Origin of the sequence: Sorangium sp. So ce281 (assembly GCF_051527395.1) — a bacterium.
Taxonomy (GTDB): Bacteria; Myxococcota_A; Polyangia; order Polyangiales; family Polyangiaceae; genus Sorangium; species Sorangium cellulosum_B.
The window spans coordinates 3,200,690-3,226,897 of the sequence record NZ_CP150322.1 but is presented as its reverse complement, the minus strand read 5'-3'; the positions used below and the strand labels follow the sequence as shown (position 1 = coordinate 3,226,897).

The following is a 26,208-nucleotide window of genomic DNA, read 5'->3' as shown; positions in this document are numbered from 1 at the left end:
CCAGCCCGGCGCCCGACCTCCCGAGCGATCCGGCCCGCGGCCGCCGGTGCGCCGCTCGCTACAGCGCCCCCGCCGGCGCGGCGCCCTCGGCTGCGGAGCGCGCGGTGGCGTCGCCCGGAGACTGATTTGCCCGCGCCGGGTGTCCCAGCATGCACGCACCGTCGCCGGGCAGCTCCGTCGCCGCGTCGCACGCTGCGAGCGCCCAGCCGGTCGCCTGTTCGGCGTCGGTCCCGGTGAGGTCGGCACCTCGAAGGTCGGCAGCGGTCAGATCGGCGGCCCCGAAGGTCGACTCCATCAGCGCGGCGCCCGAGAGATCCGCCCCGGCGAGCCGCGCGTTCCGGAAGCTGCTCTGGCTGAGATCCGCTCGGGAGAGATCGAGCCCCGACAGATCCAGCCCGTCGAAGCTGCGGTGACCGCTCCGCGCGAGGAGGCGTACGGCGGCGGACCGTTGCGCGGCGTCGCCCGAGGCGAGCGTGGCGCGCAGCCGGAAGACCGCGAGGCGCGACGGATCGAGGCCGTAGACGAGCGTCGCGGCGAACGCGGCGAGCACGAGGCGGGCGCCCAGGGAGCGCGGGGCGTTGCGTCCGGCGCCGACAAGAGGCAGCGCGAAGGTCAAGAGCGCCGCGCCCAGCGCGCTGCCGGCGTGCGCTGCCAGGAGGAGGCCGCGCGGAGGGATCTTCGCCAGAGCGACGGCGGCCGCGAGGACGAGGAGCAATGCGCCGCCGGCGAGCGCGACGCGCAGCTCGGCCGACCGCGCGAGCTGGGGCGCGTCCGGCGCCCTCCGAGGGCCACCGGGCACGGCGGCGCGGCGGACCGCCGGAGGCTCGCGCTCACCGGCAGCGCGGCGCGAGGCGCTGATCGCCACGCCCTGGCGGGGAACGTCGGTCACAGGGGGCATCCGCTGCGACTCGGGTATCCGCTGCGACTCGGGTATCCGCTGCGACTCGGGTATCCGCTGCGACTCGGGTGGCGCCGAGATCCGTTGCGATGACCACGCCGCCTCCATCCGCCGCGAGTCCGGCGCCGCCTCCGTCCGCCGCGAGTCCGGCGCCGCCTCCATCCGCCGCGAGTCCGGCGCCGCCTCCATCCGCCGCGAGTCCGGCGCCGCCGGGCGACGGCTCCGCGCTGCGCTCTCGGGGACCGCGTCGGCGCTCGCGAGGGCGTCGCGCAGCGGCGAAGGGAACGACGCGACGTCGTCGAACGACGCGCCCGCGCTCGCCAGCGCCAGGATGGCCTCCTCGTCGAAGCCGGAGCGCGCGCACGCCGACGGATCGACGCGCGCGCCCACGAGCGACCCCGCCGAGGAGAACGAGCGCGGGAGCCTGGCCCCGCGCAGATCCGCGGCCGCGAGCAGCGCCCCGCCGAGCAGCGCCCCCGAGAGATCGGCCCAGCGCAGGTCGGCCCCGGTGAGGTCGGCGTTGACGAGCGACGCGGCGTCGAGCCGCGCCCCCCCGAGGTTCGCGCCGGTGAGCTTGGCCCCGTCGAGGCGCGCGCCCGCGAGGTTCGCGCCCTGGAGGTCGGCGCAGCGCAGGTGCGCGGCCGCGAGGTCCGCGCCGGGGAGCTCGATGGCGGTGCTCTCGCCGCCGCGGCGCGACGAGAGGGCACCGAAGAGCGTGTGGAGAGCTGCGGTGTCCATGGCGGCGCCGCCTACTCGTCCGGGTCGATGGTGCCGATCGTGCTGGCGAACACCACCTGCCCGTCCTTCATGTAGCCGTCCAGCGCGAACCACGCGTGCGTATTGTCCCCGTCGAGGTCGCCTCGCGCATAGGCGGCCCACCTGCGATCCACCGGCACGTCCTCCGGGAAATGGTTCACGGAGACGGGCATGGGAGAGCCGCCGAGTCGATATCGATACTGGTACGACTGAGGGTGGCTGACCGAGAACGCAAGGCACTTCCAGCCAACGGTCGGACTCCCGGTGTTGTAGTCCACACCCGGGCTGGGATCGGGCTGATATTTCTGCCCCTGGACACGATAGAACGCGTTGGGCACGGTGACCGCATCGCTGCACAGCGGCTGGACCGCCGCGGTGCCCGACATCGCCTGGAGGCGCTCGGCCGAACCGACGACGGCCCTGGCGATGCCGCCGACCGTCTGCTTGGCCTCGGCCGACTTGGCGAACACGAGGTACTTGGACACCCCCTGGGTCCCCAAGGCGGCCAGGATCGCCACGACCCCGCCCGCGACCATCACCTCGACGAGCGAGAAACCTCGTTGACCTCGCCCTCGATCCGCCCACTCCACGTCAGGCCGAAAATTTCTTGCCACGATACAACTATATACCGAGGCTGTTCATCGAGAAACAAGCACAACCCAGAGCGCTCTGGGCTATGGAACGCTGTTTGGTCGGGGGTTGTGGGGAGTGTGGTCGTGCGGGCGGCGCGACTCCCACGTAGGCCACGGAAGAAGCGATGTGGCGGCGCGATGAGCGCGCGTGGTGCATCCTGCGCTCGGCGTCGCGTCAGTTGAGTCAGTTGAGTCAGTTGAGTCAGTCGCGTCAGTCGCGCCCGCCGCTCCGGCACCGCGGCGAGCGAGGATGGGCGGTGAGCTCAGGCGCGCGGGCCAGCGGTCTTGGGCGGGGGATCCCCCGCGAGGAACGCTTCCAGCGCGTCGGCGATGCGCTCGCCGGTCTTGCCGTCCCATCCCTCGGGCACGGAGCCTCGCTTGGCGCGGCCGTCGAGGATGGCGTCGACCTCGCGCGCGATGAGCGCGGCGTCGAGCCCGACGACGATGTTCGTGCCCTGCGTCACGGTGATGGGCCGCTCGGTGCCCTGACGCATCGTGAGGCACGGGATCCCGAGCGCGGTCGTCTCTTCCTGGATGCCGCCGGAGTCGGTGGCGACGAGCAGCGCATTGCCCATCACGGTCACGAAATCGTCGTATCCGAGCGGCTCCATGATCCGGAGCCCCTTCGTCTCGCGGAGGCGCGCCGACAGCCCGAACGACTCGGCGCGGGCGACGGTGCGCGGGTGGACGGGGAACACGGTCGGCAGGCGCTGCGCGATCGCCTCGAGCGCGTCGAGCGTCTCGGCGAGCCGCTCGGCGCTGTCGACGTTGGCCGGGCGGTGGAGGGTCGCGATCGCGTACTTCTTCGGCTCGAGCCCGAAGCGCGAGAGCGCGTCCGTCTGGCGCTTGAGGGCGTAGTGGACCGAGTCGATCATCACGTTGCCGACGAACCGGATTCGCTCGGGCGCGATGCCCTCCGCGAGCAGGTTGGGGTGGGCGTCGTGAGAGGGGGTGAGCAGGAGATCGGAGAGCTGGTCGGTGAGGACGCGGTTGATCTCCTCGGGCATCGTCCAGTCGCGCGAGCGCAGCCCGGACTCCACGTGGACGACGGGAATTCCGAGCTTGGACGCCGCGAGCGCGCCTGCGAGCGTGCTGGTGACGTCCCCGACGACGACAACCACCTTGGGCCGGTGCTCGATCATGTCGGCCTCGGCGCCGACGAGGACCGCCGCGGTCTGCTGGGCGTGCGAGCCGCCGCCTGCCTTGAGCGTGTGATCCGGCGTCGGCAGGCCGAGATCCCGGAAGAACACATCGCTCATCGTCGTGTCGAAGTGCTGCCCCGTGTGGAGCAGCCGCATCGGTAGACGGCGCGCCTTGAGGGCGCGGCAGATGGGGGCGAGCTTCATGAAGTTCGGGCGCGTCGCGGCGACGAGGTAGATCATCTCGACCGAGGATGATGCCGTGGTACCCGGCGCAGCACCAGCGTTTTGACGGAGCCGCGGGCGCGGCCGGCGCTCGATACCCTCGCTCTCTACGATACTTACGCGCCGCGGTTCGCCATCGCGCTCGCGACGCCGCCCACGTCGGACGCGTCGGACCTGCGCTCGCGCTCCGCCGAGCGCCGCGCCCGGCGTGTGCGCCACCACCGCTCGGCGCTCATCACCGGCAAGATCGACATCGCCACCAGCGTCGACTTCACCCACGCGTCGAGCGAGAGCGACGCCGAGCCGAACAGCGTGTGCATGAACGGCGCATAGACGAAGCAGAGCTGCAGCGCGAGCAGCGCGCCGATCCCGACGTAGACCCAGGGATTCGAGAAGAGCCCGATCTTCAGCATCGAATCGCGCAGCGACCGGCAGTTGAGCACGTAGAAGATCTGGAACAGCACGACCGTCGTGACCGCCGCGGTCTGGGCCTCGCGGTAGGCGATCTCCGAGACGACGCCGCCGCGCACCTCCGTGGAGTACTCGTAAAAGAACAGCCCGATCGCCCCGGCCGTCATGAGGACCGCGACGATCGCCGTGCGCACGAGCACGAACCGGCTCAGGATCGGCTCGCCGGGATCCCGGGGCGGGCGGCTCATCACGTCCTTCTCCATCGCCTCGAACGCGAGCGGCAGGGAGAGCGCCACCGTGGCGACCAGGTTGACCCAGAGGATCTGGACGGCCGTGATCGGCATGAGCGGCGCGCCCCCGACGATCGGGAAGCTCATCACCGCCACGAGCAGGATCAGCGCCTCGCCCAGGTTCGTCGGCAGCACGAACGCGAGCGCCTTGACCAGGTTGTCATAGACGCGGCGCCCCTCCTCGACCGCCGCCCGGATGCTCGCGAAGTTGTCGTCCGTCAGCACGACGTCGGCGGACTCCTTCGACACCGCGGTCCCCGTGATCCCCATGGCCACGCCGATGTCCGCCTGCTTGAGCGCCGGCGCGTCGTTCACGCCGTCGCCGGTCATCGCGACGACCCTCCCCTCGGCCTGCAGCGCCTTCACCAGGCGGAGCTTGTGCTCCGGCGCGACGCGCGCGAACACGTGCGTGGACGTCGCCGCCGCGCGCAGCTCGCCCTCCGAGAGCCGCGAGAGCTCCGTGCCGTTCATCGCGCGCGCCCCGTCCGGAACGAGCCCGAGCTGCCCGCCGATCGCCCGCGCGGTCGCCAGGTGGTCGCCCGTGATCATCTTCACGGTGATCCCGGCCGCGTGGCACGCCTTGATCGCGTCGATCGCCTCGGGCCGCGGCGGGTCGATCATCCCCTCCAGGCCGAGGAGCTCGAACCCCTCCGGGAGGTGCTCCTCGTCGAGCGAGGCCACGTCGCGGCCCGCCGGCCGCGAGGCCACGGCGAGCACGCGCATGCCCTGCGCCGCCATCTGCTCGACCTGCGCCATCACCTGGGCCCGCCCCGCCTCGCCGATCGCGGCGCGGCCGAGCACCGCCTCGGGCGCCCCCTTCATGAAGATCACCCGGTCTCCGCCGGGGACCTCGTGGAGCGTCGCCATGAGCTGCCGCTCCGACGAGAACGGGACGACATCGACGCGGGGGTGCTCCCGCCGCGTCCCCTCGACGTCCACGCCGAGCTTCTGGGCCGCGACGACGAGCGCGCCCTCGGTCGGGTCGCCCTCGATGCCGCGGGCGTCCCCCTCGCGGGTCATGCGGGCGTCGTTGCAGAGCAGCCCCGCGCGGAGCAGCGCGCGCACCGCCTCGGGCACCTCGCCGACCGGCGCGCCGTCGCGGCGGAGCTCGCCATCGGGCGCGTAGCCGACGCCGGTCACCTCGAGCGCGGCGCCGGCCTGCTCGAGCGCCGCATCCCCTTGCGCGCCGGCGGCGGGCGTCCACAGGGCCCGGACCGTCATCTCGTTCCGCGTCAGCGTCCCGGTCTTGTCCGAGCAGATGACGCCCGTGCTGCCCAGCGTCTCGACCGCGGGCAGCTTCCGGATCACCGCGCGGCGCCGCGCCATCCGCTGCACGCCGATGGCGAGCGAGATGGTGATGATCGCGGGCAGCCCCTCCGGGATCGCGGCGACCGCGAGCGAGATGCCCGCGAGCATCGCGTCGACCGGCGGGTAGCCCCGGAGCAGCGCGACCCCGACGATGAGCAACGCGACCGCGACGATCGCGATGGTCAGCACGCGGCCGACCTTGGCCATCGAGCGCGTGAGCGGCGTCTCGATCTCGGTCGCCTCGTGGAGCATCGAGGAGATGCGGCCGAGCTCGGTCGCGGCGCCCGTGGCGACGACCACCGCGGTGGCCGTGCCGCTGGTCACGAGCGTCCCGCCGAAGGCGAGGTTCTTGCGGTCGCCGACGCCGGCGTCCTCGGGGACCGCCGCGATGTGTTTGTCCGACGGCACCGACTCCCCGGTGAGCGCCGACTCGTCCACGTGGAGGTTCTTCACCGAGAGCAGCCGGGCGTCGGCGGGGACCTTGTCGCCGGCGTCGAGCACCACCACGTCGCCGGGGACCACGTCGGCGGCGGGGATCACGCTCCGCTGGCCGCCGCGCACGACCGTGGCCGTCTGGGGCACCATGTCGACGAGCGCCTCGATCGCCTTGCCCGCGCGGAGCTCCTGGACGAAGCCGATCGCCGTGTTGAGCACCACGACCGCCAGCACGACCGCGCCGTCGATCGCCTCGCCCATGGCCATCGCGAGGGCCGCCGCCGCGAGCAGCACGTAGATGAGCGGATCGTTGATCTGACGGAAGAGCAGCTTGAGCGGGCCGTCACCCTTGGCGCGCTGGATCACGTTGGGCCCGACGTCCCTGAGCCGCCGGGCGGCCTCGTCGGCCGCGAGGCCGGCCCCGGCGCTCTCGATCTTGGAGAGCACATCGGGGGCAGGCAGGCTGTGCCAGGCGATCGCGGCCGACGGGGGGAGGACGCGTTGGGACATAGAGTCGTCTCCTGCGGTGGCAGCCGCGCTGTGCGCGCTGAACCGACCGGCTGTGGCTGCTCATCACGTGGTCTTCACGTGGCTGGCGCGTGGTTTCCCCTGTCATTTGGCACGTCTCATGCCAGACCGCGCCGGAGCGGAACCGGGCTGTTCAGCACACGAAGCGGTTCGCGCGGGCAGGCTGCCGGCGGGACCTTTTCACCCCGGCGGGGAATTTTGCCTCACGGCGCTCGCCCCGCGCGTCCGGCGGCGCGTCGGAGGGTGCGGGCTCGCGGCGCTTGCGGGTGGCCTAGCCGCGCGCGTAGGCGAAGGTGCCGTCGATGTTGAGCAGCCGCGTCGCCTGGACGAGCTCGGCCACAGTCACGCCGAAGCGCCGCACGAGCCGGTCGGCGACGTCGCGCCGGAGGATGTCCCTGCGAACGATGTGCAGCGTGCGGGGGGCGAAATACCCCTCGAGCTCCGCGAACGTGAGGCGCTGGTAGTCGGCGGTGCCGGGGACGGGCCGCCGCGACACGACGTCGTAAAAGAAGAAGATGCCGCCCGGCCGGAGCAGGCGGAGCGCCTTGTCCATGAGGCCTCGCTTGAGCTCCGCGTTGGTCACCGACGACAGGACCGCGAACATCATCACCACATCGAACGGGCCCCCGACGTCGGCCGTCAGGAAGTCGCCCGCGACGAAGCGGATGCCGGCGAAGCGAGAGCGCGCGAGCTCGGTGCGCTGCGCGACGAGATCGATGCCGGTGAGGCGCGTCGGATCCGCGCCGAGCTCGATCAGCCAGGCCAGGTTGGAGCCCGACCCGCAGCCCACGTCGAGCACCGACATCTCGCGCAGCACCTCGGGGGTGTGCACGCCGCACGCGACGAGCGCCTCGCGCAGGCGGCGCTGCCGCTGCCGCGCGACGAGGTACGGGTGGGCGTTGAGCAGGCTCGCCCAGGGGTTCCCGGGCAGGAAACGCTCGGTATAGTGCCGGTTGATCGCCGCGAGATCCTGCTCGAAGCCGCCCTCTTCAGCCATCGGTCCGCCTCCTCCCCCGCGCGCGCCGCCTGCCCGCTCTATCAAGGCTGCCCCACGGCCCACGCCGGCAGGCGCTGGACCCCCCAGCGCACCGCCTTGAGCAGCCCGAGCGCCACCGTTTGCTCCACCGTGAGCCGGCGATGCGGCTTCCGCCGCGCGAGGTACGCGTCGAGGTAGCGCAGGAACTCGGGGTCCGGCTCCATGCCGCCCACCTCGCGCCGGATGCGCCGGTACTTGCGCGTCTTCCAGATGAAGTTCTCCCAGCTGTCGAAGTAGTCGTGCCGCATCAGGAGATCGGGCACGTAGACGACCCGCAGATCGGGGAAGTCCTTCGCGATCCGGTAGACGAGGTAGACCCCCTCGGCGCCGTAGAACTGATCGGGGAAGCCCCCGGTCGAGAGGTAGACGCCGCGCCGGATCGCCATGTGCCCCTCGGTCGCGAGGACGTCGTCGACGACGTCGTCGCCGCGGTCGTAGTGCCCCGCGAGCGTGCAGAAATAGGGGTGCTCCTTGGGGATGATCCGGCCGCGCATCGCCGCGATGCGGGGGTCCTGGAAGACGCGGCAGACGACCTCGACGAACGTCGGCGCGATCAGCCCGTCGTCGTCGATGAAGGCGACGTACTCGCCCCGCGCCCAGGCGATGGCGGCGTTGCGCGCGGCGTTCAGCGGGATGCCGTCGGTGAGGCGCAGCTCGACGTCGACGAGCGGGGCCGAGCGCGGCCGCAGGTGCTCGATGCCGCCGCTGTCCGCGAGCAGGATCTCGAACGGCACGTCGAGCGCAGCCGTCTGGCCGCGCGCGTGCTGGAGGCACTCGATCAGGTAGTCCTTCGCCTTGTAGGAGATCACGATCAGCGTGAGCTTCGGCGACGGGACCTCGCGCCGCACGATGAGCTCCTTCACCTCGGACGCGTACTTCGCGCGCCACGCCTCCTGAAGGGCGCGCTCGGCCTCGGGGAGCCCCGCTCGATCCTGGAGAAGATGGTCAGGCATCGCGGGCTCGCATGCCACGGGGGCCGCCGCGCAGGCAAGGATGTCGCGCGGGCGCCGCCCGGGGAGCGGCGTCGGCGCGCGCCCCGGGCGCGGCTTCAGGCGCGCGCGCTCAGCGCGGAGAGCGCGACGTCAGCCCCTGCGGCTCGCCGCGACGCGCTCGAAGAGCCGCGCCAGCACCCCCGCGCTGGCGCGCGCGCTCAGCGCGGAGAGCGCCGCCTGATCGGGCTCGACGAGCGGCCGACCGGCCGCGCGCGCGTCGAGCGCGTCCTCGATGCGGCGCTCGATCGCCGCGGCGTCGCCGGCCGCGTGCGTCCAGCCGAGGCAGGTCGCGTCGAGGATGCGCGCGACCTCGGGGGACGGCGAGACCGCGAGGATGGGCGCGCGCGCGAGGAGGTAGTCGTAGAGCTTGCCTGGCAAGAGGTGGGGCTCGTCGCCGAAGCCGGTGAGCAGCGCCAGGTCGGCGCCCGCGACGATGCCGAGCCCCTCGACGTACGGCAGCACCGTGCGGTGCTCGAAGAGCCGCGACACCCCGAGCTCCTCGGCGAGGCGGAGGTCGCTCTTCGCGACGCGCCCCAGGTTGAGCAGCCGGATCGCGCCCGGGCCGAGCGACCTCCGGCGCGCGACGGCCGCGATCGCCCGGACGAACGGCGCGAGGGTGCGCTCGCTGTAGCAGTTGCCGAAGTGCACGAGCGTCACGGCCTCGCCGCGCCGCGGGGCGACCGCCGCGTCCGGGTCGAAGCCCGTCCGGATGCACTCGACGCGGCGCGCGATCCCCCGCTCGGCGTAGGCATCGCGGGTCATCTCGGACGTCACCGTGAAGGCCGCGGCGGCGCCCACCACGGCCCGCTCGACGAGCGCCGCGGCCGCGCGGCTCCACGCGGGCCGCGTCGCCATCACCGGGCCGAACGACCAGGGATCGCGGAAGTCGACGACGACGGGCCGGCCGATGGCCCTGCCGGCGAGCACGCCCGCGAGCACGGTCTCCCACGGCGCCCCGCTCGCGAAGATCACCTCGGCGCCGACCTCGCGGGCGAGGCGCGCGACGCGGACCGCCAGGGCCGGGACGCGCCCCGTGTTCGGTCCGATCACCGGGACGTAGCGGACCTCGGCGGCGAGGCGCGCGAGGCCCCTGCGGCGCGCGATCGGCGGCGCGGCCTCGGTCGGCGCCTCGAGGGTGCCGTCCGAGCCGAGCGCCCGGCGCGGCATGCGCGCAAGCTCGGCCTCGGAGAGGTAGTCGCGGCGCACGTCGCCCGCGGGAAGCGAGCCCTCCGCGAACGACGGATCCAGCCGCTCCCCTGGAGGCGGCCTCGCGGTGAGCACCGTCGCTGCCCAGCCATGCTCGGGTAGAAATTTCGCGAAGCGGTACGCGCGCTTACCGCCGACGCTGAACCGCGGTGGAAAGTAGTAGCTCACGAGGAGCGCGCGCCTCATCGCCGCGCCTATATCACGGCCGACCCAGGCGCCGCGCGCTCGCCTCGGGAGGCCGCTCCTGCCCGCGCATGTGCTACCGAGCCGCCATGCAGGACGAGCAGCCCGCCCCGGTCGAGCCGAGCGCGCCCTCGCGGGCCCCGGAGGTCGCGCCGGCTGCCAAGGAAGCGCCGCGCCCGGGCGAGGCGCAGGGCACGTCGCTGGCCGACCGGATCGGGATGATCGTCGGCGGGCAGTTCGTCAACACGCTCATCATCCTCGTGCAGGGCGTCGTCGTGGTGCGGCTGCTCGGCAAGGCCGAGTACGGCGTGCTCGCGTTCGCGACGATGCTGTTCATGACGGGGCGCGATCTCGCGCAGCTCTACCTCCCGGAGTCGTTCCTCTATTTCGCGCCCAAGGTGACCCGCGCCGAGCTCCGCGGGCTGGTGCGGCAGAGCATGCTGCTCCTGGTCGGCCTCGGGGCGCTCTCCGCGCTGGCCTTCTCGGTGTTCGCCCTGGTCCCCAGCGTCTTCCTCGACGGCCGCGAGGGCGTCACGCGGCTCCTCCTGCTCATCGGCCTCATGAGCGTGATCGCCTACCCGGCGAGCGTGTTCGGCCCGCTCTTCATCGCGACGAACAACCACCGCAAGTCGGCGGGGGTCGCGCTGATCGTCACGCTCTCTAGCGCCGCGGGCGCGATCGTCCCCGCGGCGCTCGGGTGCTCGATCGCCTGGATCGTGGCCGCCCAGTGCGCGGCGCAGGCCCTCCGGCTCGGGCTCTCGTACCGGCTCTACGCGCGGCTGTTCCAGGACGTCGCCACGGCCCCGTTCCCTGGCGGCGTCAGGGCGCAGCTCGCCTACGCGCTCCCGCTCTCGGTCACGCGCTTCGCCGGCCTCTTCAACCAGAAGCTCGACAAGTTCGTCATCGGCCTCTTCTTCAGCGCGGGCCTCTATGCCGAGTTCTCCGTCGGCTCGCAGGAGCTCCCGCTCGTCGGCGTCCTCGCCTACTCGGTCGCCTCGACGATGCTCCCCGACCTCGTCGCCCGCGTCGAGAACGGGCGGACCCCCGCGGAGGGCGCGCGGGCGGCGATCGACCTGTGGCACTCGGGCATCCGCAAGACGACGCTGATCATGCTCCCGGTCGCGGCGTTCCTCCTCCTCTTCGCCGAGCCGCTCATGCGCACCATCTACGGCGACGCCTACGCCGGCGCCGCCGTGCCGTTCCGCATCTACTCCGCGCTCCTGCCGCTGCGCGTGACGGCGTACGCGATCATGCTGATGGCGTTCGGGAAGACGTCGATGATCCTGCGGATCCAGGTGCTCTCGATGGCGTTCAACGCCGCGGCGAACCTGGTCCTGCTGCCCACGATCGGCATGGTCGGCGCGCCGCTCTCGGCCGTCCTGACCCAGGTGCTCGTGATCGCCTCGACGGTGGCCTGCATCGCGCGCTTCTCCGGCGTCGGCCTCCGCGGCGTCTTCCCGTGGAGCCATTACGGGCGCGTCGCGGCCACCGCGATCGTGGCCGCGGCGCCGCTCGCCGCGTTCCTGCTCACGGGCGCGACCGACAGGCGCCCCGCGCTCTGCCTCACGCTCTGCGCCCCGCTGTACGCGGGCCTCTACCTCGTGGCCGCGCGGGTCACCGGCGCGCTCGCTCCCGAGGACCGGGCGTTCGTGGCGCGCTGGCTGCGCCTCGAACCGCTGCGGAGCCGCCACGGCTGACGCATCCGCGCGCGTCGCACCCTCGCTGTCTCGGGCGGCAAACGAGGGCTGCCGGCGCAAAATCCGCGCGGGCTGCTTCAAAGCGCCCTCGCCTGGAAGGCGGAAAAGATTGACAGTCGCCCGGTCGTCTCCCGCGTCGCGCCCGCCTTCGGGTGGATTTCCCGCCGATCGGTGTTCTAGGCTTACTTGCTTGCCGGCCTCATCGGCGCCTTGTGCGATGGAGACGACCATGAGCGAAGACCAGGAAGCAGGGCTCGTCCTCCGGGTCATCTCGGGCCCCCTGGCCGGGCAGACGGCGCGTATCCCTGGCGACCGTCCGCTGCTCGTCGGCCGCGCGCCCGAGTCGGATCTCTCGATCACGAGCGACGGTGAGCTCTCTGCCCTGCATTTCTCGGTGGAGCAGATCGACGGCAGCTATCTCCTCCGCGACCTGGGGAGCCGCAACGGGACGCAGGTCAACCGGGAGCGGGCGCGCGAGGTGTCGCTCCGGGACGGCGACGAGATCCGCGCGGGGGGGACCCTCTTCGCGGTGGTGCGCCGCGAGGTGAACCGCCGCTACGCGCCGACCGAACCCGCGCCGCCGTCGCGCCGCGCGCGCAGGAGGGCCGCGGTGCTCGCGACCGGGGCGCCGTTCGCCGCGTCGGCGCGGGCGCGGCTCCGGCAGGAGCGCTCGCCCCTCTTCGCGGTGGTCGACGCCGCCCGCGACCCGCGCATCCGGCTGCTGCTCGGCGAGGCGGGCGAGCAGACCGCCTCGCTCTACGCCGGCTTCCAGGGCGAGATCCTCGCGGACGTCGGCCCCACGCTCGTGCACCTCCCGCACGGGTCCAGGCTGCTCGACGCGCTGGTCGACGGAGGCTGGGGCGACTGCTGGGGCGTCTTCCTGACGAGCGACCGCCCGTTCGGCGACGTGCGGAAGCACCTGCGCCGGTTTCTCCTTGTCGAGAACGGGACAGGCAAGCAGCAGTATTTCCGGTTCTACGACCCGCGCGTGCTCCGCGGCTTCCTGCCCACGTGCGGTCCTCGAAAGCTCGAGGCGCTGTTCGAGGAGGTCGAGGCCTTCGCCATGGAGGCCGAGGATCCGGGGAGGCTGCTCCGCTTCACCGCCCGGGGCGGCAAGGCGCTGCGCGAGGAGTCGGCGCTGGAACGCGAAGGCTGAAGGCGCGCGCCGGCCCCGCGGGCCGGCATGGATCAGCGCGGCGGCGCGCCCGCGGCGCTGCCTGGGTCCTGGGCGGGCAGGTCCCAGGCGATGAGGCGCAGGAGCTCTGCCACGCTGAAGGCCTGCGCGAAGCTGCCACCGGGGTGGTGCGGCGGCGCGCCGGAGGCGACCTCGGGCACCTGGCCGAGCGCGATCTCGTTCGCGGCCGCGGAGGCCGCGAGCCGGTGCAGCAGCGGGATCACGTGCTCGCCGAGCATGGAGAAGCGCCGGAGGGCGCGCGCGTAGAACCCGAGCAGGAACGGCCAGGCCGTGCCCTGGTGGTAGGCGCTGTCGCGCGCCTCGGGGCCTCCCTGGTACCGGGGCGCGTAGGCCGGATCGGCCGGCGAGAGCGTGCGCACGCCGACGGGGGTCACGAGCTCCAGGCGGACCCGATCGAGCAGCGACGCGGCCCGCTCCGGCGTGAAGCAGGCGGGATCCACGGCGACGGCGATCAGCGCGTTGGGGCGGATCGACGCGTCGCGGAACGCGCCCTCGCCCTCCGCGTGCTCCGAGATGACGTCGTACGGGTAGCCGGTCTCCTCGCACCAGAAGCGGGCGGCGAAGCCCCGGCGCGCCGCGCTCGCGGCCGCCTCCGCCCGCCCCGCGAGGCGGGCGTCGCCGGCGGCCCGCGCGAGGCGCGCGAGCGTCTCCGACCCCTTCGCCCACAGCGCCGTGAGCTCGACCGGGCAACCGGCGCGCGGGGTCACCGCGCGGCCCGCGACGCGCGCGTCCATCCACGTGAGCCCGTCGACGGCGCCCTCGCCCAGGCGCCCGGCCGCGAAGAGGCCGCCGGCCGTGACGTGGATCCCGTTCCGGGTCCCGCGCACGGCGGCCTCGAAGGCGTCGCGGAGCGCGCCGAGCAGCTCGCCCGCCACGAACGGGTGCGTGTCGCCGAGCACGTCCGCGAGCAGGCGAGCCGCCTCGAACAGCCAGAGGGTCGCGTCGGCCGCGTGGAAGTCCGGCGGCTCGCCGGCGTCGGGGAGCCGGTTCGGCACGAGGCCGTCCTGCATCGCGTCGATCATCGCGCGGAGGACGCGGATCGCCGCCTCGGTCTTGCGCGGCACGAGGTAGAGGCCGGGCAGGGCGATGAGCGCGTCGCGGCCCCACACCTCGAACCAGGGGTAGCCCGCGATGACGCTGGGCCGCGCGGCCGCGTCGGCGCGGAACGCCTCGGCCGCGATGGAGAGCTTCCGCTCCAGGAGCGGGCGCCGGGGCCCCGGGTCCTCGGCGCGGATCGCCGCGCTCGCCGCCGCGAGGAGGTTCTCCGGCTCGTCGTCGGGCAGCGCGCCCACCGCCACGAGCAGGTGAACGGGCTCGGGGCCGATCACCGTCTCGAAATGGCCCGGCGTCCAGAGATCCTCGAGGAAGTCGAGGCCCCGATCCTGCTCGCCGAGGTACTCGAAGCGTCGCCACCAGTCCTGCGAGCCGACGAACGTGCCCTGGTAGCGGAAGCAGATCCTCGGCAGCGCGCGGTTCGGCTGCACCCGGACCTCGCCCATCACGGGGCGGTCCCGCCCCGAGCCGGGCTCGCCGCGCGCCGCCCCTGCGCGCAGCTCGACCTTCTGGGAGATCCCGCCGTTCTCGCGCAGCAGCTGGTGGATGTGGCGCGCGGCGAGGAGCGGGCGCAGCGTCAACATCACCGGATCCGCCCCGCTCCAGGCATAGCGGAGGACGGCGGCGTTCTCGCCGCGCACGAGGCCGAGCGTCACCTCGAGCTCGCCGCCCGGGACGGCGTACGCCCAGCGCGGGAGCGGATCCTGATCGAAGCGCTCGAGGTAGAACGAGCTGCCCTCCGGATCGATGCCCGGGAACTGGTGCTTGGCGAGGTCCCACCGCGGCCACGAGGCGCGGCGCTCGGACGGCGCGCCCTGCTGCCGGACGGGGCGGACGCAGACGTCGACGTGCGAGAGCATGACGTGCCGGCGCCGCGGAGGGTCGAGGGCCGCGACGAGCAGGCCGTGGTAACGGCGGGTGTGCATGCCGGCGATCGTCGAGCTCGCGTAGGCCCCCGCGCCGTTCGTGTGCAGCCACTCCTTGCGCGCGATCGAGAGCTGGCCCCGCACCTCGACGTGCGGCCACGGCGAGGCGTGCTCGAGCGCGGCGCCCTGGCCGCGGTGCGCCGCGGGCGTGGGCGACAGCGCCTCGTAGGTCGGAAAATTCCGCCGGGATCCGTCCGAGCTCATCGACCGCCGGTTGCCTTCCTGAGCGAATCCTCGGCTGCCGCGCGCATCTCCTCGACCGGCGCCGGGAGGCCGGTCCAGAGCGTGAAGGACTGCGCCGCCTGGCCGACCAGCATCCCGAGCCCGCCTTCGGCGCGGAGCCCTCTCTCGCGCGCCGTCCGGAGGAAGGGCGTCACCGGGGGATTGTAGACGAGGTCGTAGAGGCACACGCTCGGCGAGAGCGCGTCCCACGGGATGATGCCCGTGACCTCCTCCCCGGGCGGCCCCCCGAGCATGCCGGCGCTCGTCGCCTGGATGATCAGGTCGGCGGCGACGGTGAACTCGCTCCAGTTGAGCCGCAGCGCCACGGAGGACTTGCTGCTGATCGACCTGTCGGTCGGGATCGGCCAGGGCGCGGTGAGCGCGCCGAGCTCGGACGCGCGCTGCCCGGCGGGCGACTCGAGCATCGCCTCGGTGCTGGTCCACGAGCGGGTGGTCACGCTGATGAGGTGATAGCCGAGCATCTTGCACGCGGCGATCGCCGCGAACGCCGCGCCGCCCGCGCCGATGATCACCGCGCGCTGGCGCGGGCTCGAGTGCGCGCCGTACGGCCCCTCCGGATCGTCCCCGCGGGGCGGGGCGGATCCCAGGAGCAGCGCGAGCTCGTCGCGGAGCGCGACCACGTCGGTGTTGTACGCCGTCACGCGCCGCGACTCGGTCGCGCAGAGGACGTTCGCGGCGCCGACCTCGGCCGCGCTCGCGTCCACGTCGTCGACCATCGACATGATCGCGCGCTTGTGCGGGATCGTGACGTTCGCGCCGGCGATGAGGCCGCTCCGGATGTCGCTGACGAAGCGCGCGAGCTCCGCGCCGGTGGGCACGTCGAAGGCGCTGTAGATGTGCGGCAGGTGGTGCGCCCGAAACGCGGCCGAGTGCATCGCCGGCGAGACCGAGTGGCCCACCGGGTGCCCCACGAGACCGAACATTCGCCGCTCAGCGTTCGACATGGTGCCTCTCCTCAGGGCCGGCCTCCGCGCCGCCCTGCCCCACCGAGACCTGGCCGACTGCGCCCGCGCGACCGAGGGTCGGGGCGTGCTCCTCGGCCGCGAAGCCGAGCCCGAGCTGCTCGCACGGGGGCGCGCCGGGCTGCGTCCTCTTGCGCCTCGGCGCGCGGCCGGACGCGGCGCGCGGGCCGCCGCCCTGGCGCGCAGGCGGGGCCGGCGCCGCCGCGGCGGCCGCTGCTGCCGTCGCTGCCGGCGCGTGCGCGTGGCCCTCGACGAGCGGCTCGTCCGGACCTGCGGTGACGACGACCCGCGCGAGGAGCGCGCCGTGGTGCACCCGCACCGCGATCGGATCGCCCGGCGCGACCTCGCGGTGATCGCGGACCGCGCGCCCCGACGCGTCCGTCGCGATGGCGTAACCGCGCGCGAGCACGCGGAGCGGCGACATCGCCTCGAGCCGGGCCACGTCGCCCGCGAAGCCCTCCCGCAGGAGGGCGACGTGGCGGTTCGCGGCCGCGGCGAGGCGCACCGACAGCGGCCTGAGCGCCCCGCGGGCGCCCGCGAGCACCGCGCGCGGGTGGCGCGCGGCGAGCCTCCGCTCGAGGCGCTGGAGCGCGGCGCCGTCCTCGACGAGGATGCGCTCCATGCGGCGCCGGAGCCTCGCCATGGCGTCGTCGATGCGCTGCTGGGGCTCCGCCACGATCTGCGCGGGCGAGCCGAGCCGGGCGCGCTGCCGGTCGAGATCGGCCCGAGCGCCCCGGATCCGGTGGGCGATCGCGCGGCGCATGCGGGCCTCGAGGTGCTCCAGCGCCGCGCGCCGCGCGGCCGCGTCCGCGACGAGCATCTCTGCTGCCTGCGAGGGCGTCGCGGCGCGCGCGTCGGCGGCGAGGTCGGTCAGCGCGACGTCGATCTCGTGCCCGACGGCGCTCACGATCGGCACGCGCGCGGCCGCGACCTTCCGGACGACGATCTCCTCGTTGAACGCGCTGAGGTCGTCGGCCGAGCCGCCCCCGCGCCCCACGATGATCACCTCGATGCCCGGGAACTCCTCGAGCAGCGCGATCGCGCGCACGATCCGCTGCCCTGCGCCGGCGCCCTGCACCGGCGTGCGCGCCAGGATCAGCCGCGCGCCGCCGCGGCGGAACGCGACGGTCACGATGTCGTGGATCGCCGCGCCGTCGCCGCTCGTGACGACGCCGATGATGTGCGGATCGACGGGCAGCTTGCGCTTGCGCTCCGGCGCGAAGAGCCCCTCGGCGGCGAGCTTCTCCTTGAGGCGGAAGAGCGCCTCCAGGAGCGCGCCGCGGCCGGCGAGGCGCGCGTCGTCCGCGGAGAACTGGAGCCGGCCCCGGGGCACGTAGACCGTGGCGCGGCCCGTGAGCACGACGCGCGCGCCGTCGGCGAGCAGCTTCCGCGCGCGCGGCGCCGCGGTCCTGTACATCACGCAGTCGATGGCCGCCTCTTCGCTCTCGTCCTTGAGCGTGAAGTAGGCGTGGCCGCTGCCCACGACGCGCAGGCCCGAGATCTCGCCCTCGACGCGTACGTCTGCGGTCGACCCCTCGAGGATCCGCTTCAGCCGGCGATCCAGCTCCGCGACCGAGACCACCTCCGGCTCGGCGCCCCGCTGGCGGCGCGAGGGCGGCGGGCCCGTGAGCTCGCGAGGCTCGGCGACGGGAAGGGCCGCGAACGAGAGCTCGGGCGGGATATCGCGGCGCTGCACAGGGCAGACGTACCCTTTTGCTCGGCCTGTGGAAAGACTCTCGCGGGCCTGATCCCGCGTCAGGCGAGCCCGCCGTCGGTCGCGCCGCGAGGCTCGGCGCGGAGCGGCGGAGCGACAGGCCGCTCGCGGAGGCGATTTCGTGTGAGAGCGCCGGCTCGTGATCCGCAAGGTCCTCTTCCCCGACCGCGGTGAGATCGCCGTGCGAGTCCTCCGATCGCTGCATGAGGCTGGCCTCCAGGGCGTCGCCGTCTGCAGCGTCGCAGGCGGCGACGACCTCCATGTCCGCCTCGTGAGCGCGTCGTACGCCATCGGCCCCGCGCCTGCGGCCGAGAGCTACCTCCGCTTCGACCGGATCCGCCGCATCACCAGGCGTTCCGGGGCAGGCGTTATCCATCTCGGGTACGGAAAACCGCGAGTTCGAGGAAGCATGCGAGCGGACGTCGTCAGGTTCCTCGTCGCCGAGGAGGGTCGCAACGCGGCGTGACACGTCGCAGCGCGCGCCATCCGCGACCCGCCGGGGACGTCCTCGGCTGGTCGTAACCGGTCGTAACCAGTCGTAACCGATCGTGACAGAGCGGGTCGCCGACAACGCGCAGCCCCCTACGCAGCGCGTTGTCCCAAAGTCCCCTCGCTCCGGCCTCGGTCAATGCTATTCTACCGCCAACTTTCGGCCGGGGTGGAGGTGCGATGGGACGCGAGGCGAAGGGCCAGAAGGACCCGCTTGGGTCCGTCGCGATGCTCCCGTCGATCGAGGTCCGAGCCCACGAGCCTCCCTCTGCGACAGGCAGGCCGGCGACGCAGCGCGCGGGCGAGCCGGCGAGCGACGCCGCCGTGACGCCTTTCCCACGGGTCCGGTGGTTCGACGCGACCGCTCCCGAGGTGACGCCGGCGGGGGGCAGGGACACCCGGCGGCGCTGGGCGATCCCGCTCTTCCTGGCCGCGCTCGTGCTGGTCGTGACCGCGCGCGGCCTGATATTCCGTGCGCTGTTGCCGGTCGCCCTCGTGACGGCGGCGGTCGCGCTGCTCGCGCGGGGACGGCGGCAGCTCGTGCCCCCTCCGCAGGTGAGCCGGCGCGGGCTGAGCCTCGAGGGCGATCAGCTGCTCCTTCGAGGCCAGAGCAGCGCTGCGCAGCACGTGCTGCTCACCACCCGCGAGCGGTTCGGCGTCACGCTCCTCGCGACGCCGCGCCGGGATCGTATCGTCGCCCTGCTCAGCTCCAGCGCCGGCATGTCCTCCATCGGAGCCGGCTTCGACGGCCCCTCGCGGCGCACCTTCGCCGCGCTGCTCGACCACGCGTCCGTCGTCGGCTCCGACGAGGTCGGGCTCGAGGCGATCGGCCCGGACGGCGAGCCGATCTCGCTCGGCCCCGCGGCGCTCGCCGCGCTCCTCGAGGAGCTCACGCTGCGCTCTCCTGGGTGCCTCGATCGCTTCCTCCTGACCGACGCGCGCGGCGCCGCCCTCGGCCTCGACAGCCGGGAGCTCCGCGCCGGCGGCCGCGTCTTCGATCTGGCGGCGCCGCTCGAGTGGCGCGCGTTCGTGTTCCAGGAGGCGCTCGGGCAGGCGATCGCGGTGTACCAGGGAACGTGGGTACGCCAGGGTACCAACGAGATCTCCCTCGTCTGCCTGCTCCCCGCGATGACGCCGCCGCTCGACGGGCTGGGGGCATCGCTCGGCCCGCTCGATCGCGGCGCGCTCCGCGACCTCCGGCTGATGCAGGGCATACCGGAGAGCCCGCCGCCCGCCGATCAGCGCGTCGCCATCGATCGCCTGCTGATGGTCCCGATCCGATCCGCGCTGGACAAGGCGCCCCGACCTGCCGCGCAGGCGCCGCGCGCGCGCGCATGACGCAGCCGCGGTGAACCCAGCGCCAGGGTTGTCCTGATGGGTCGACGAGACGGCGCGCCAGGGCTGCCCTGACGGAGCGAGGAGACAGCGCGTGGGCGTCGTGCTTCGCTTGACTCCCGCGCGCGGGCACGGGTAAACCGCGCTCGGTATCCAGGCGATCTCGAGTCACCACGTCCCACACGACATCCGGAGGCGATCCATGGCCGTCGATATCCAGAAACTGTTCAACGAGGAGCTGCCCGCTGCGCTGGCGAAGCATACCGACGCGGCCAAGCAGATCGGCGGGAAGTACCAGATCAACGTGACGGGCGAGGGCGGCGGCGAGTGGCTGATCGACCTGTCCGACAGCGGGCCCAAGCTCTCCTCGGGCAACCCTGGCAACGCGGATGTCACGATCTCGCTCAGCAGCGAGGATTTCCAGAAGCTGCACGAGAACCCGCAGGCCAACTCGATGCAGCTCTTCTTCGCGGGCAAGCTGAAGGTCACGGGCAACCAGATGCTCGCGATGAAGCTCCCGAAGCTGTTCCAGCTCAACGCGGGCTGATCCGGGCGCCGGCGGAGCTCCGGCGAGCCCGCCTGCGCCGCCGCGCGCGCCGCGCGGGCGAACGGTTCGCTGGTGGAGCGCGGCCCGCGCGCCCGCCCCCGCCAACCTCGGTGCCTCCTGCGCGCGGCGCGCCCTTCGCCCATCATTCCTCGATCGCTCGATCCCTCGACGGATCTCGCGCAACGACAGCAAAGCCGCCGTGCGCCCGCTCACCGACACGCGTGTCCTCGATCTTTCGAGGCTCTTGCCAGGCCCCTTCGCGACCCTCGTGCTCGCGGATCTCGGCGCGACGGTGGACAAGATCGAGGACGTCGCCGGCGGGGACTTCCTGCGCCAGCTCCCCCCGCAGATCGCCGGAGAATCCGCGGCGTTCCAGCTCTTGAACCGCGGCAAGCGCAGCGCCCTGCTCGACCTGAAGACGCCTGAGGGTCGCGACGCCTTCCGCCGGCTCGTCGCCGGCTACGACGTGCTCTTCGACCAGTTCCGCCCAGGGGTGCTCGATCGGCTCGGGCTCGGTCACGCGGCGCTGCGCGCGGACAACCCGCGGCTCATCGTCTGCGCGCTGACCGGCTACGGTCAGACGGGCACCCTGGCGGCGCGCGCGGGGCACGATCTGAACTACATCGCGCGCGCGGGGGTCCTCGGCGCGCAGGGGCCCGCCGAGGGGCCGCCGCAGGTACCGGGCTTCCAGGTCGCCGACATGAGCGGCGGGATGTGGTGCGCGATCGCCATCCTCGCCGCGTTGCGCGAGCGGGAGCGGACCGGGCAGGGCGCGGTGCTCGACATCGCCATGACCGACGGCGTGCTCGGCTTCGCCCTTCCCACGCTCGCCGCCGCGCTCGCGAGCGGCGGAGAAGCGGCCAGGGAAGCGGCGCGCGCGGCGGGCGGCGCGCCGCTCACCGGCGGGCTCGCGCCGTACAACACCTACCTCTCGAAGGACGGGCACGCGATGGCCCTCGCCGCGCTGGAGCCGAAGTTCTGGGCCTCGTTCTGCGAGGGCGCCGGGCTCGATCCCGACCCGAGCGCGCTCGTCCCCGGGCCGCACCAGGCCGAGCTCAAGCGCAAGCTGGCCGCCGTCGTCCGGGAGAGGACGCGCGCGGAGTGGGAGACCTTCGCCGCCGAGCGCGACTGCTGCCTCGAGCCGGTCCTCGATCCGCGGAGCGCCGCGGCGGATCCCCACCTCGCCTCGCGCGATCTCCTGTTCGAGATCGCCTCGCCGCGCGGCCGGATCCCCCAGCTGAGGACGCCGGTCACGCCGGCGGGCGTCGCGTTCGCGCCGGCGCCTCGCGCCGGCGAGCACACGCGCGCCGTGCTCCGCGACGCGGGCTTCTCGGAAGAGGACATCGACGCGCTGATCCGCGCTGGCGCGGCGCGGGAGGCGCGCTGACGGCCGCCTTTCGCGAGCGCGCCACGCGCCACGCTGAAGATGCGCGCGGCGCGCCGGCAGCGGCGACCGAGCTCCTGCTTCGCGTCAGATCTTCTTCAGCTCGTCGACGAACTCCCAGTCGGCGATGAGGTGCTTCTTGAGCATCAGCGACAGGAGCGCGGCGAACATCGCCTCCCAGCGCACGTTGTTGCCGAGGATCTCGCTCGCGTCGGCGCCGTGGGACACCGCGCGCAGCGCGGAGACCAGATCGCGCGCGGTGAGGCCCGAGTCGTCCGCCGTGGGAGGAGGCGGCGGTTCGGACTGCGCGGCGGCGCGGGGGGACGGGGCTTCTTTTCGCTGCTGCTGCTGCGGCTGCTGCTGGGATTTGGACCCGCGCGCGGGGAGCGTGATCGTCGTCCCGTCGAGCAGGGTGAGCGAGACCATCCGCCGGCGGCCGCGGCCTTGCGGCGCGGGGATGTTGCGCACCTCGCGCTCGCTGGGGGGCTCATCGCCGTAGTCGGGCACGCTCTCCGGGACGGTGCGCGCCGCAGCGCTGGCGCGTCCGAGCACCGCGCCGAGGAGGGCCGCGGCTGGCGTGCTCGACGCTGGCGCCCCGTCCGTGCTCGGCGCCCCGTCGCCGGCGGACGCCGCGACGGGCCCCGGCGCGGAGCTCGGGCGCATCGTCTTCCGGCGCTCCGGCTGCGCCGCCTGCGCCTGCGCCGCCTGCGTCGACTGCGCCTGCGCTGGCTGCGCAGGTTGCGCGGGCTGCGCGGCTCGTGCTGCCTGCGCCGCCGCGAGCAGCTCGGGCGTCGGCGCGACCTTCAACGTCGGCCGCGAGCGCTCGTCCGGGCGGCCGCGGATCTGCCGCTCCTCCGGGGAGCTGCGGACTTCCTTGGCCGCGGCGCGAGGCGACTCCCACGCCAGCTCGTCATCCATGACGCCCACGTCGGAGGGGTCGACATCGGAGGTCTCGATCGCCGGCCCCGCGTCCTCGACCAGCCGCGCCCCGGATCGCATGGCGGGCCTGGTGAGCAGCAAGGGCTCCGGCGTCGATGGCGTCAGCGGCGTGTCCTCCGCGTGGCGCGCGGTCTCGGGCGCTCCGGAGAGCTCGGACGAAGGCGGCGGGTCGGCGGGGCGTGCCCGCGACTGCGGCTCGCTCACCTGGGCCTGCTTCGCGGGCGCGGGCGGCGGCGCCGAGCGGGCGCGCGCCCCGTAATAGACCCGGATCGCGTTCCGGATGTCGCTCGGCGGAGCGATCATCGCGCGCACGGGCAAGCCGGAGAACGCCATGCACTCCTTCATGCCGTCCTCGTTCGTCGGATCGTCCATCGCGACGTACAGCGTCTCGCCCTGGTTGCGGACGTGGCGAACGTAGATCGGGACGAGGCAGTAGCGCTCGGCCACGTCGTGCGGGACGAGGTTGAGCAGCTGCCGCGAGAACTCGATGTGCAGGAGCGACACCCAGGGGACAGCGAGCTGGTGCGACAGGATCTGCGTCAGCTGGGTTTCGTTGATGAGCCCTTGCTCGACAAGGAGCGTCCCCAGCCGCCGGCCATCCGTTCGCTGCTGCTCCAGGGTCTTCTCGAGGGCGTCCTGGGTGATCATCCGCGCGTCGACCAGGAGCTGACCGAGACGTAGGCGAGGCGTAACCATCGCGCCCGAGGTTACCCCAAGAAGGATCCAGGACCTAACAGACGGCTGGACGAGCCCCCCCGCCCCCTCCAGACGGCGCCCCCTCGGGCCGAGGGAGACCTCGACTCCAATCGCTATCCTGAACGTGGTAAGGTCCCGCGCGTGTCCACAGTGGTCTGCCCGCAATGCGCGAATCCGTGCGAGCAGGCGCACAAATTCTGCCCGGTGTGCGGCTTCCCGATCTCGGAGTTCAACCGGACATCCGACGATCCGCTGATCGGGACGACGCTCCCTGGCAACTACGTGATCCTGGAGCTCGTCGGGGTGGGCGGCATGGGCCGCGTGTACAGGGCCGAGCAGAAGGCCCTGGGGCGCACCGTGGCTGTCAAGATCATCCATCCCCACCTGCTCGGCGACGAGAGCGCGTCGGTCCGGTTCATCACCGAGGCGCGCGCCGCGAGCCGCCTCAACCACCCGAACTCGGTCGGGGTCATCGACTTCGGTAAGAACGGCGGGCAGCTCTACCTCGTCATGGAGTTCCTGCGCGGGCGCGACCTCGCCCGCGTCGTCTACGAGGACGGCCCGCTCCCGTTCCGCCGCATCGTCGACATCCTCTGCCAGGTGCTCGCGGCGCTCGCCGAGGCGCACCACCTCGGCATCATCCACCGCGATCTCAAGCCCGAGAACATCGTGCTCGAGCCGATGCGCTCGGGCGGCGACTTCGTGAAGGTCGTCGACTTCGGCCTCGCGAAGCTGAAGGGGGAGGTCGCGACGACGAACATCACGAGCCCGGGCATCGTCTGCGGGACCCCGGACTACATGGCCCCGGAGCAGGGGCGCGGCGATCCGATCGACGCGCGGAGCGACCTCTACGCGTGCGGCGTCATCCTGTTCCAGCTGCTCACCGGCCGGCTCCCGTTCGAGGCGGAATCGCCCACGCAGGTGGTGCTGATGCACCTCTCCTTGCCGCCGCCCGATCCCGCCCTGCTCGCGCCGGAGCGCGAGATCCCCGAGTCGCTCGTCGAGGTCACGCTGCGCGCGCTCGAGAAGGACGCCGCGCGGCGCTACCAGTCCGCGGACGAGTTCGCGGCGGCGCTGCGCGCGGCGCTCGGGACGTTCGACACCCCCTCGGGGCGCTTCTCGTTCTCCGACGCGACGGTCATCTGCGGCTCGTGCCGGGCCATCGTGCCGCGCGGCCAGAAGTTCTGCGGCGAGTGCGGCGCCAGGATCGCGCAGGCGCACTCGCCCGCCCCTGCGCCGCGCGCGGCGCCCCAGGCCGCCCGGCGCGATCGCGCCCCCTCGGCCCCTCCGCTCCCGCTCCCGTTCGCGGCGCGCGAGGACGACCTCGCGTGGCTCGACACCTGCCTCGCCGACGTCGAGGGCTCGGTCGTCGCCGCGCGCATCGTCGGCGAGCACGGCGTCGGCAAGACCCGGCTCCTCCGCGAGTTCCTCGACGTCGCCGCGAGCCGGGGCGACATCGTCATCCAGACCGGCCCGGACCCGTGGGGCGCGGAGGTCGGCTACTACGCGCTCCGCTGGGCGATCGCCGGGCTCGCCGAGCTCCCGCCCGACGGCGGCAACGCGTCGAACTGGAGCGGCGCGACGCCGGAGGCGCGGCGCGGGCTGCTCGAGATCTTCGGCAAGGGCGACCGCGGGAGCGACGTGCGCAGGCACGCCTGGAACAAGCCGACGGCGGGGGGCCTGTCGCCCGACGATCGCCGCTTCATCGCCGCGGAGGCCCTGCGCTGGGCGCTCTCTCGCGCGCAGCAGACCGCCTTCCCTCACCGGGTCCTGCTCGCGATCGACGACCTGCACGCCGTCGACGGCGCGAGCCGGAACGCGTTCGCCGACGTGATCGCGGAGCCGCCGCTCGCGGCGCTGCTCATCGTCGCCAGCCACACGCCGGGCTTCGAGCCCGAGTGGGGCGGCGCCGTGCGCGCGCTCGGCGGCCTCCCGAAGGACATCGCGCTCTCGCTCCTCCGCAGCAGCGTGGGCCTGGACCACCGCGCCGCCCGCAAGACGCCGCCGAGCATGGGCGGCCTGCGGCTGTCGCCGCGGCGCGACCCGTTGGACGGCGCCGCCGATCAAACCCCGCTGGCCCTGCCGCCGAGCGCGGCGACCCCCGCCGTCCTCGGCGGCGAGGCCGCGACGGTGCCGCCGCTCTACATCGACCAGCTGGTCCGCTACACGCTCGAGGGGGGCAGCGATCCGCACGCGCGGATGGCCGACCTCGTCGCCGCGCGCATCGAGCGCCTGCCGCAGGACGCGCGCCGCACGCTGCAGGCGCTCGCCGTCATCGGCGACGCGGCGGACCGGGCCACGCTGCAGCGCTTGCTCCCGGACATCCGCGCCTTCGACGACCTGCTCGGCAAGCTCGCGGCGGCGGGCATGATCGAGGAGCACTCGAGCGGCATCCGCACGGCGCACCCGCTGCTCCGCGACGTGACGCTCGCGACGATCCCGGCCGGCGTCCGGCGCGATCTGCACGCCAAGGCGACGTTCGACAGCGCGGGCGACCCGCTCGCGCTGCCGCTCGAGGTGCAGGCGATCCACGCCTACCACGCGCAGAACGCGTTCGTCGCGCTGATGCTCCTCGAGCAGGCGGCGGACCGCTCCGCCGCGCGCGGGGACAGCGCCGGCAGCGTGCTCGCGCTGCGCCGCGGCCTCGATCTGGCGCGGCGGGAGATCTTCCGGGGCGAGCTCGACGATCCGGTGCGCGCCGTCCTGATCTTCAGCCGGAAGCTCGGCGAGGCGCTCGCGCGCGCCGGTGATCTGACCGACGCCGACGGCGTGCTGCGCGAGGCGCTCGACCTCGCCGGCCCAGGCGGGCCTGATCGCGCGCTCGTCCTGGGCGCGCTCGCGCACGTGGCGCACCAGCGCGAGCGCACGGGCGAGGCGTCGATGTACCTCCGCGAGGCGATGGACCTCGCCCGGCAGGGCGCCGACAGCGACGTGGTGCAGTCGCTCGACAAGATGCGGCGCGAGTGGATGTCGCGCTGAGCGAGAGACG

General features: G+C 73.6%; 18 protein-coding genes. 7 read left to right on the top strand and 11 right to left on the bottom strand.

Annotated features, from left to right (window positions below):
* Positions 1-58: 58 nt before the first annotated feature.
* The 7 genes from WMF27_RS12350 to WMF27_RS12320 all read right to left on the bottom strand — a co-directional run bounded on the left by WMF27_RS12350 (position 59) and on the right by WMF27_RS12320 (position 10,042).
* A complete protein-coding gene (locus WMF27_RS12350; protein ID WP_437768666.1) occupies positions 59-1,636 on the bottom strand; it encodes a pentapeptide repeat-containing protein in 1,578 nt (525 codons plus the stop codon).
* A gap of 11 nt (positions 1,637-1,647) precedes the next feature.
* Positions 1,648-2,268, bottom strand: coding sequence for a pilin (locus tag WMF27_RS12345; RefSeq protein WP_437768667.1), 621 nt, complete (start codon positions 2,266-2,268; stop codon positions 1,648-1,650).
* Between the two features lie 281 nt (positions 2,269-2,549).
* Positions 2,550-3,668, bottom strand: coding sequence for a non-hydrolyzing UDP-N-acetylglucosamine 2-epimerase (gene wecB / locus WMF27_RS12340; protein WP_272103344.1), 1,119 nt, complete (start codon positions 3,666-3,668; stop codon positions 2,550-2,552).
* 98 nt (positions 3,669-3,766) lie between these two features.
* Positions 3,767-6,604, bottom strand: coding sequence for a cation-translocating P-type ATPase (locus WMF27_RS12335; protein WP_437768668.1), 2,838 nt, complete (start codon positions 6,602-6,604; stop codon positions 3,767-3,769).
* 289 nt (positions 6,605-6,893) lie between these two features.
* Entirely contained in the window at positions 6,894-7,619 is a 726-nt protein-coding gene (locus WMF27_RS12330; protein ID WP_437768669.1) for a class I SAM-dependent methyltransferase, read from the bottom strand.
* Between the two features lie 41 nt (positions 7,620-7,660).
* Positions 7,661-8,611, bottom strand: coding sequence for a glycosyltransferase family 2 protein (locus WMF27_RS12325; protein ID WP_437768670.1), 951 nt, complete (start codon positions 8,609-8,611; stop codon positions 7,661-7,663).
* Between the two features lie 129 nt (positions 8,612-8,740).
* On the bottom strand, positions 8,741-10,042 hold the full coding sequence (locus tag WMF27_RS12320) for a glycosyltransferase (RefSeq protein ID WP_437768671.1): 1,302 nt from the start codon (positions 10,040-10,042) through the stop codon (positions 8,741-8,743).
* Between the two features lie 86 nt (positions 10,043-10,128).
* Here WMF27_RS12320 and WMF27_RS12315 point away from each other — a divergent pair, with 86 nt between their 5' ends.
* Together WMF27_RS12315 and WMF27_RS12310 are read left to right on the top strand one after the other, a co-directional pair.
* Positions 10,129-11,736 (top strand): oligosaccharide flippase family protein, encoded by a 1,608-nt coding sequence (locus WMF27_RS12315; protein WP_437768672.1) that lies wholly within the window; start codon positions 10,129-10,131, stop codon positions 11,734-11,736.
* 229 nt (positions 11,737-11,965) lie between these two features.
* Complete coding sequence (locus WMF27_RS12310; protein ID WP_437768673.1) at positions 11,966-12,892, top strand: DUF4123 domain-containing protein; 927 nt, start codon at positions 11,966-11,968, stop codon at positions 12,890-12,892.
* 32 nt (positions 12,893-12,924) lie between these two features.
* On the opposite strand, the gene WMF27_RS12305 is transcribed toward WMF27_RS12310, so the two are convergent.
* Genes WMF27_RS12305 through xseA form a run of 3 tightly spaced genes read right to left on the bottom strand, consistent with a single transcriptional unit; the run spans position 12,925 to position 17,811 of the window.
* Positions 12,925-15,114 carry an amylo-alpha-1,6-glucosidase gene (locus WMF27_RS12305; RefSeq protein ID WP_437768674.1) on the bottom strand — a complete coding sequence of 730 codons (2,190 nt, stop codon included), beginning with the start codon at positions 15,112-15,114 and terminating at the stop codon, positions 12,925-12,927.
* Entirely contained in the window at positions 15,111-16,097 is a 987-nt protein-coding gene (locus WMF27_RS12300; protein ID WP_437768675.1) for a shikimate dehydrogenase family protein, read from the bottom strand. The genes WMF27_RS12305 and WMF27_RS12300 overlap by 4 nt, the downstream gene beginning before the upstream one ends.
* Positions 16,084-17,811, bottom strand: coding sequence for an exodeoxyribonuclease VII large subunit (xseA, locus tag WMF27_RS12295; RefSeq protein ID WP_437768676.1), 1,728 nt, complete (start codon positions 17,809-17,811; stop codon positions 16,084-16,086). The genes WMF27_RS12300 and xseA overlap by 14 nt, the downstream gene beginning before the upstream one ends.
* A 157-nt stretch (positions 17,812-17,968) precedes the next feature.
* On the opposite strand from xseA, the gene WMF27_RS12290 reads away from it, so the two are divergent.
* The 4 genes from WMF27_RS12290 (at position 17,969) to WMF27_RS12275 (ending at position 21,587) form a co-directional block, all read left to right on the top strand.
* On the top strand, positions 17,969-18,295 hold the full coding sequence (locus WMF27_RS12290; RefSeq protein ID WP_437768677.1) for a biotin carboxylase N-terminal domain-containing protein: 327 nt from the start codon (positions 17,969-17,971) through the stop codon (positions 18,293-18,295).
* 203 nt (positions 18,296-18,498) lie between these two features.
* On the top strand, positions 18,499-19,656 hold the full coding sequence (locus WMF27_RS12285; protein WP_437768678.1) for an IMP dehydrogenase: 1,158 nt from the start codon (positions 18,499-18,501) through the stop codon (positions 19,654-19,656).
* Between the two features lie 199 nt (positions 19,657-19,855).
* Positions 19,856-20,200 carry an SCP2 sterol-binding domain-containing protein gene (locus WMF27_RS12280; protein ID WP_437768679.1) on the top strand — a complete coding sequence of 115 codons (345 nt, stop codon included), beginning with the start codon at positions 19,856-19,858 and terminating at the stop codon, positions 20,198-20,200.
* 199 nt (positions 20,201-20,399) lie between these two features.
* Positions 20,400-21,587 (top strand): CaiB/BaiF CoA transferase family protein, encoded by a 1,188-nt coding sequence (locus WMF27_RS12275; RefSeq protein ID WP_437768680.1) that lies wholly within the window; start codon positions 20,400-20,402, stop codon positions 21,585-21,587.
* A gap of 84 nt (positions 21,588-21,671) precedes the next feature.
* Here WMF27_RS12275 and WMF27_RS12270 read toward each other — a convergent pair whose 3' ends face one another.
* Entirely contained in the window at positions 21,672-23,219 is a 1,548-nt protein-coding gene (locus tag WMF27_RS12270) for a hypothetical protein (protein WP_437768681.1), read from the bottom strand.
* A 141-nt stretch (positions 23,220-23,360) separates the two neighbouring features.
* Here WMF27_RS12270 and WMF27_RS12265 point away from each other — a divergent pair, with 141 nt between their 5' ends.
* Entirely contained in the window at positions 23,361-26,198 is a 2,838-nt protein-coding gene (locus tag WMF27_RS12265; protein WP_437768682.1) for a serine/threonine-protein kinase, read from the top strand.
* Positions 26,199-26,208 lie beyond the last annotated feature (10 nt).

What these genes read in the sequence shown, in the direction of transcription:
- WMF27_RS12350 (WP_437768666.1), bottom strand. Translation starts at nt 1,636, where the DNA reads ATGGACACCGCAGCTCTCCACACGCTCTTCGGTGCCCTCTCGTCGCGC.
- wecB (WP_272103344.1), bottom strand. Translation starts at nt 3,668, where the DNA reads ATGATCTACCTCGTCGCCGCGACGCGCCCGAACTTCATGAAGCTCGCC.
- WMF27_RS12335 (WP_437768668.1), bottom strand. Translation starts at nt 6,604, where the DNA reads ATGTCCCAACGCGTCCTCCCCCCGTCGGCCGCGATCGCCTGGCACAGC.
- WMF27_RS12330 (WP_437768669.1), bottom strand. Translation starts at nt 7,619, where the DNA reads ATGGCTGAAGAGGGCGGCTTCGAGCAGGATCTCGCGGCGATCAACCGG.
- WMF27_RS12325 (WP_437768670.1), bottom strand. Translation starts at nt 8,611, where the DNA reads ATGCCTGACCATCTTCTCCAGGATCGAGCGGGGCTCCCCGAGGCCGAG.
- WMF27_RS12320 (WP_437768671.1), bottom strand. Translation starts at nt 10,042, where the DNA reads ATGAGGCGCGCGCTCCTCGTGAGCTACTACTTTCCACCGCGGTTCAGC.
- WMF27_RS12315 (WP_437768672.1), top strand. Translation starts at nt 10,129, where the DNA reads ATGCAGGACGAGCAGCCCGCCCCGGTCGAGCCGAGCGCGCCCTCGCGG.
- WMF27_RS12310 (WP_437768673.1), top strand. Translation starts at nt 11,966, where the DNA reads ATGAGCGAAGACCAGGAAGCAGGGCTCGTCCTCCGGGTCATCTCGGGC.
- WMF27_RS12305 (WP_437768674.1), bottom strand. Translation starts at nt 15,114, where the DNA reads ATGAGCTCGGACGGATCCCGGCGGAATTTTCCGACCTACGAGGCGCTG.
- WMF27_RS12300 (WP_437768675.1), bottom strand. Translation starts at nt 16,097, where the DNA reads ATGTCGAACGCTGAGCGGCGAATGTTCGGTCTCGTGGGGCACCCGGTG.
- WMF27_RS12285 (WP_437768678.1), top strand. Translation starts at nt 18,499, where the DNA reads ATGGGACGCGAGGCGAAGGGCCAGAAGGACCCGCTTGGGTCCGTCGCG.
- WMF27_RS12280 (WP_437768679.1), top strand. Translation starts at nt 19,856, where the DNA reads ATGGCCGTCGATATCCAGAAACTGTTCAACGAGGAGCTGCCCGCTGCG.
- WMF27_RS12270 (WP_437768681.1), bottom strand. Translation starts at nt 23,219, where the DNA reads ATGGTTACGCCTCGCCTACGTCTCGGTCAGCTCCTGGTCGACGCGCGG.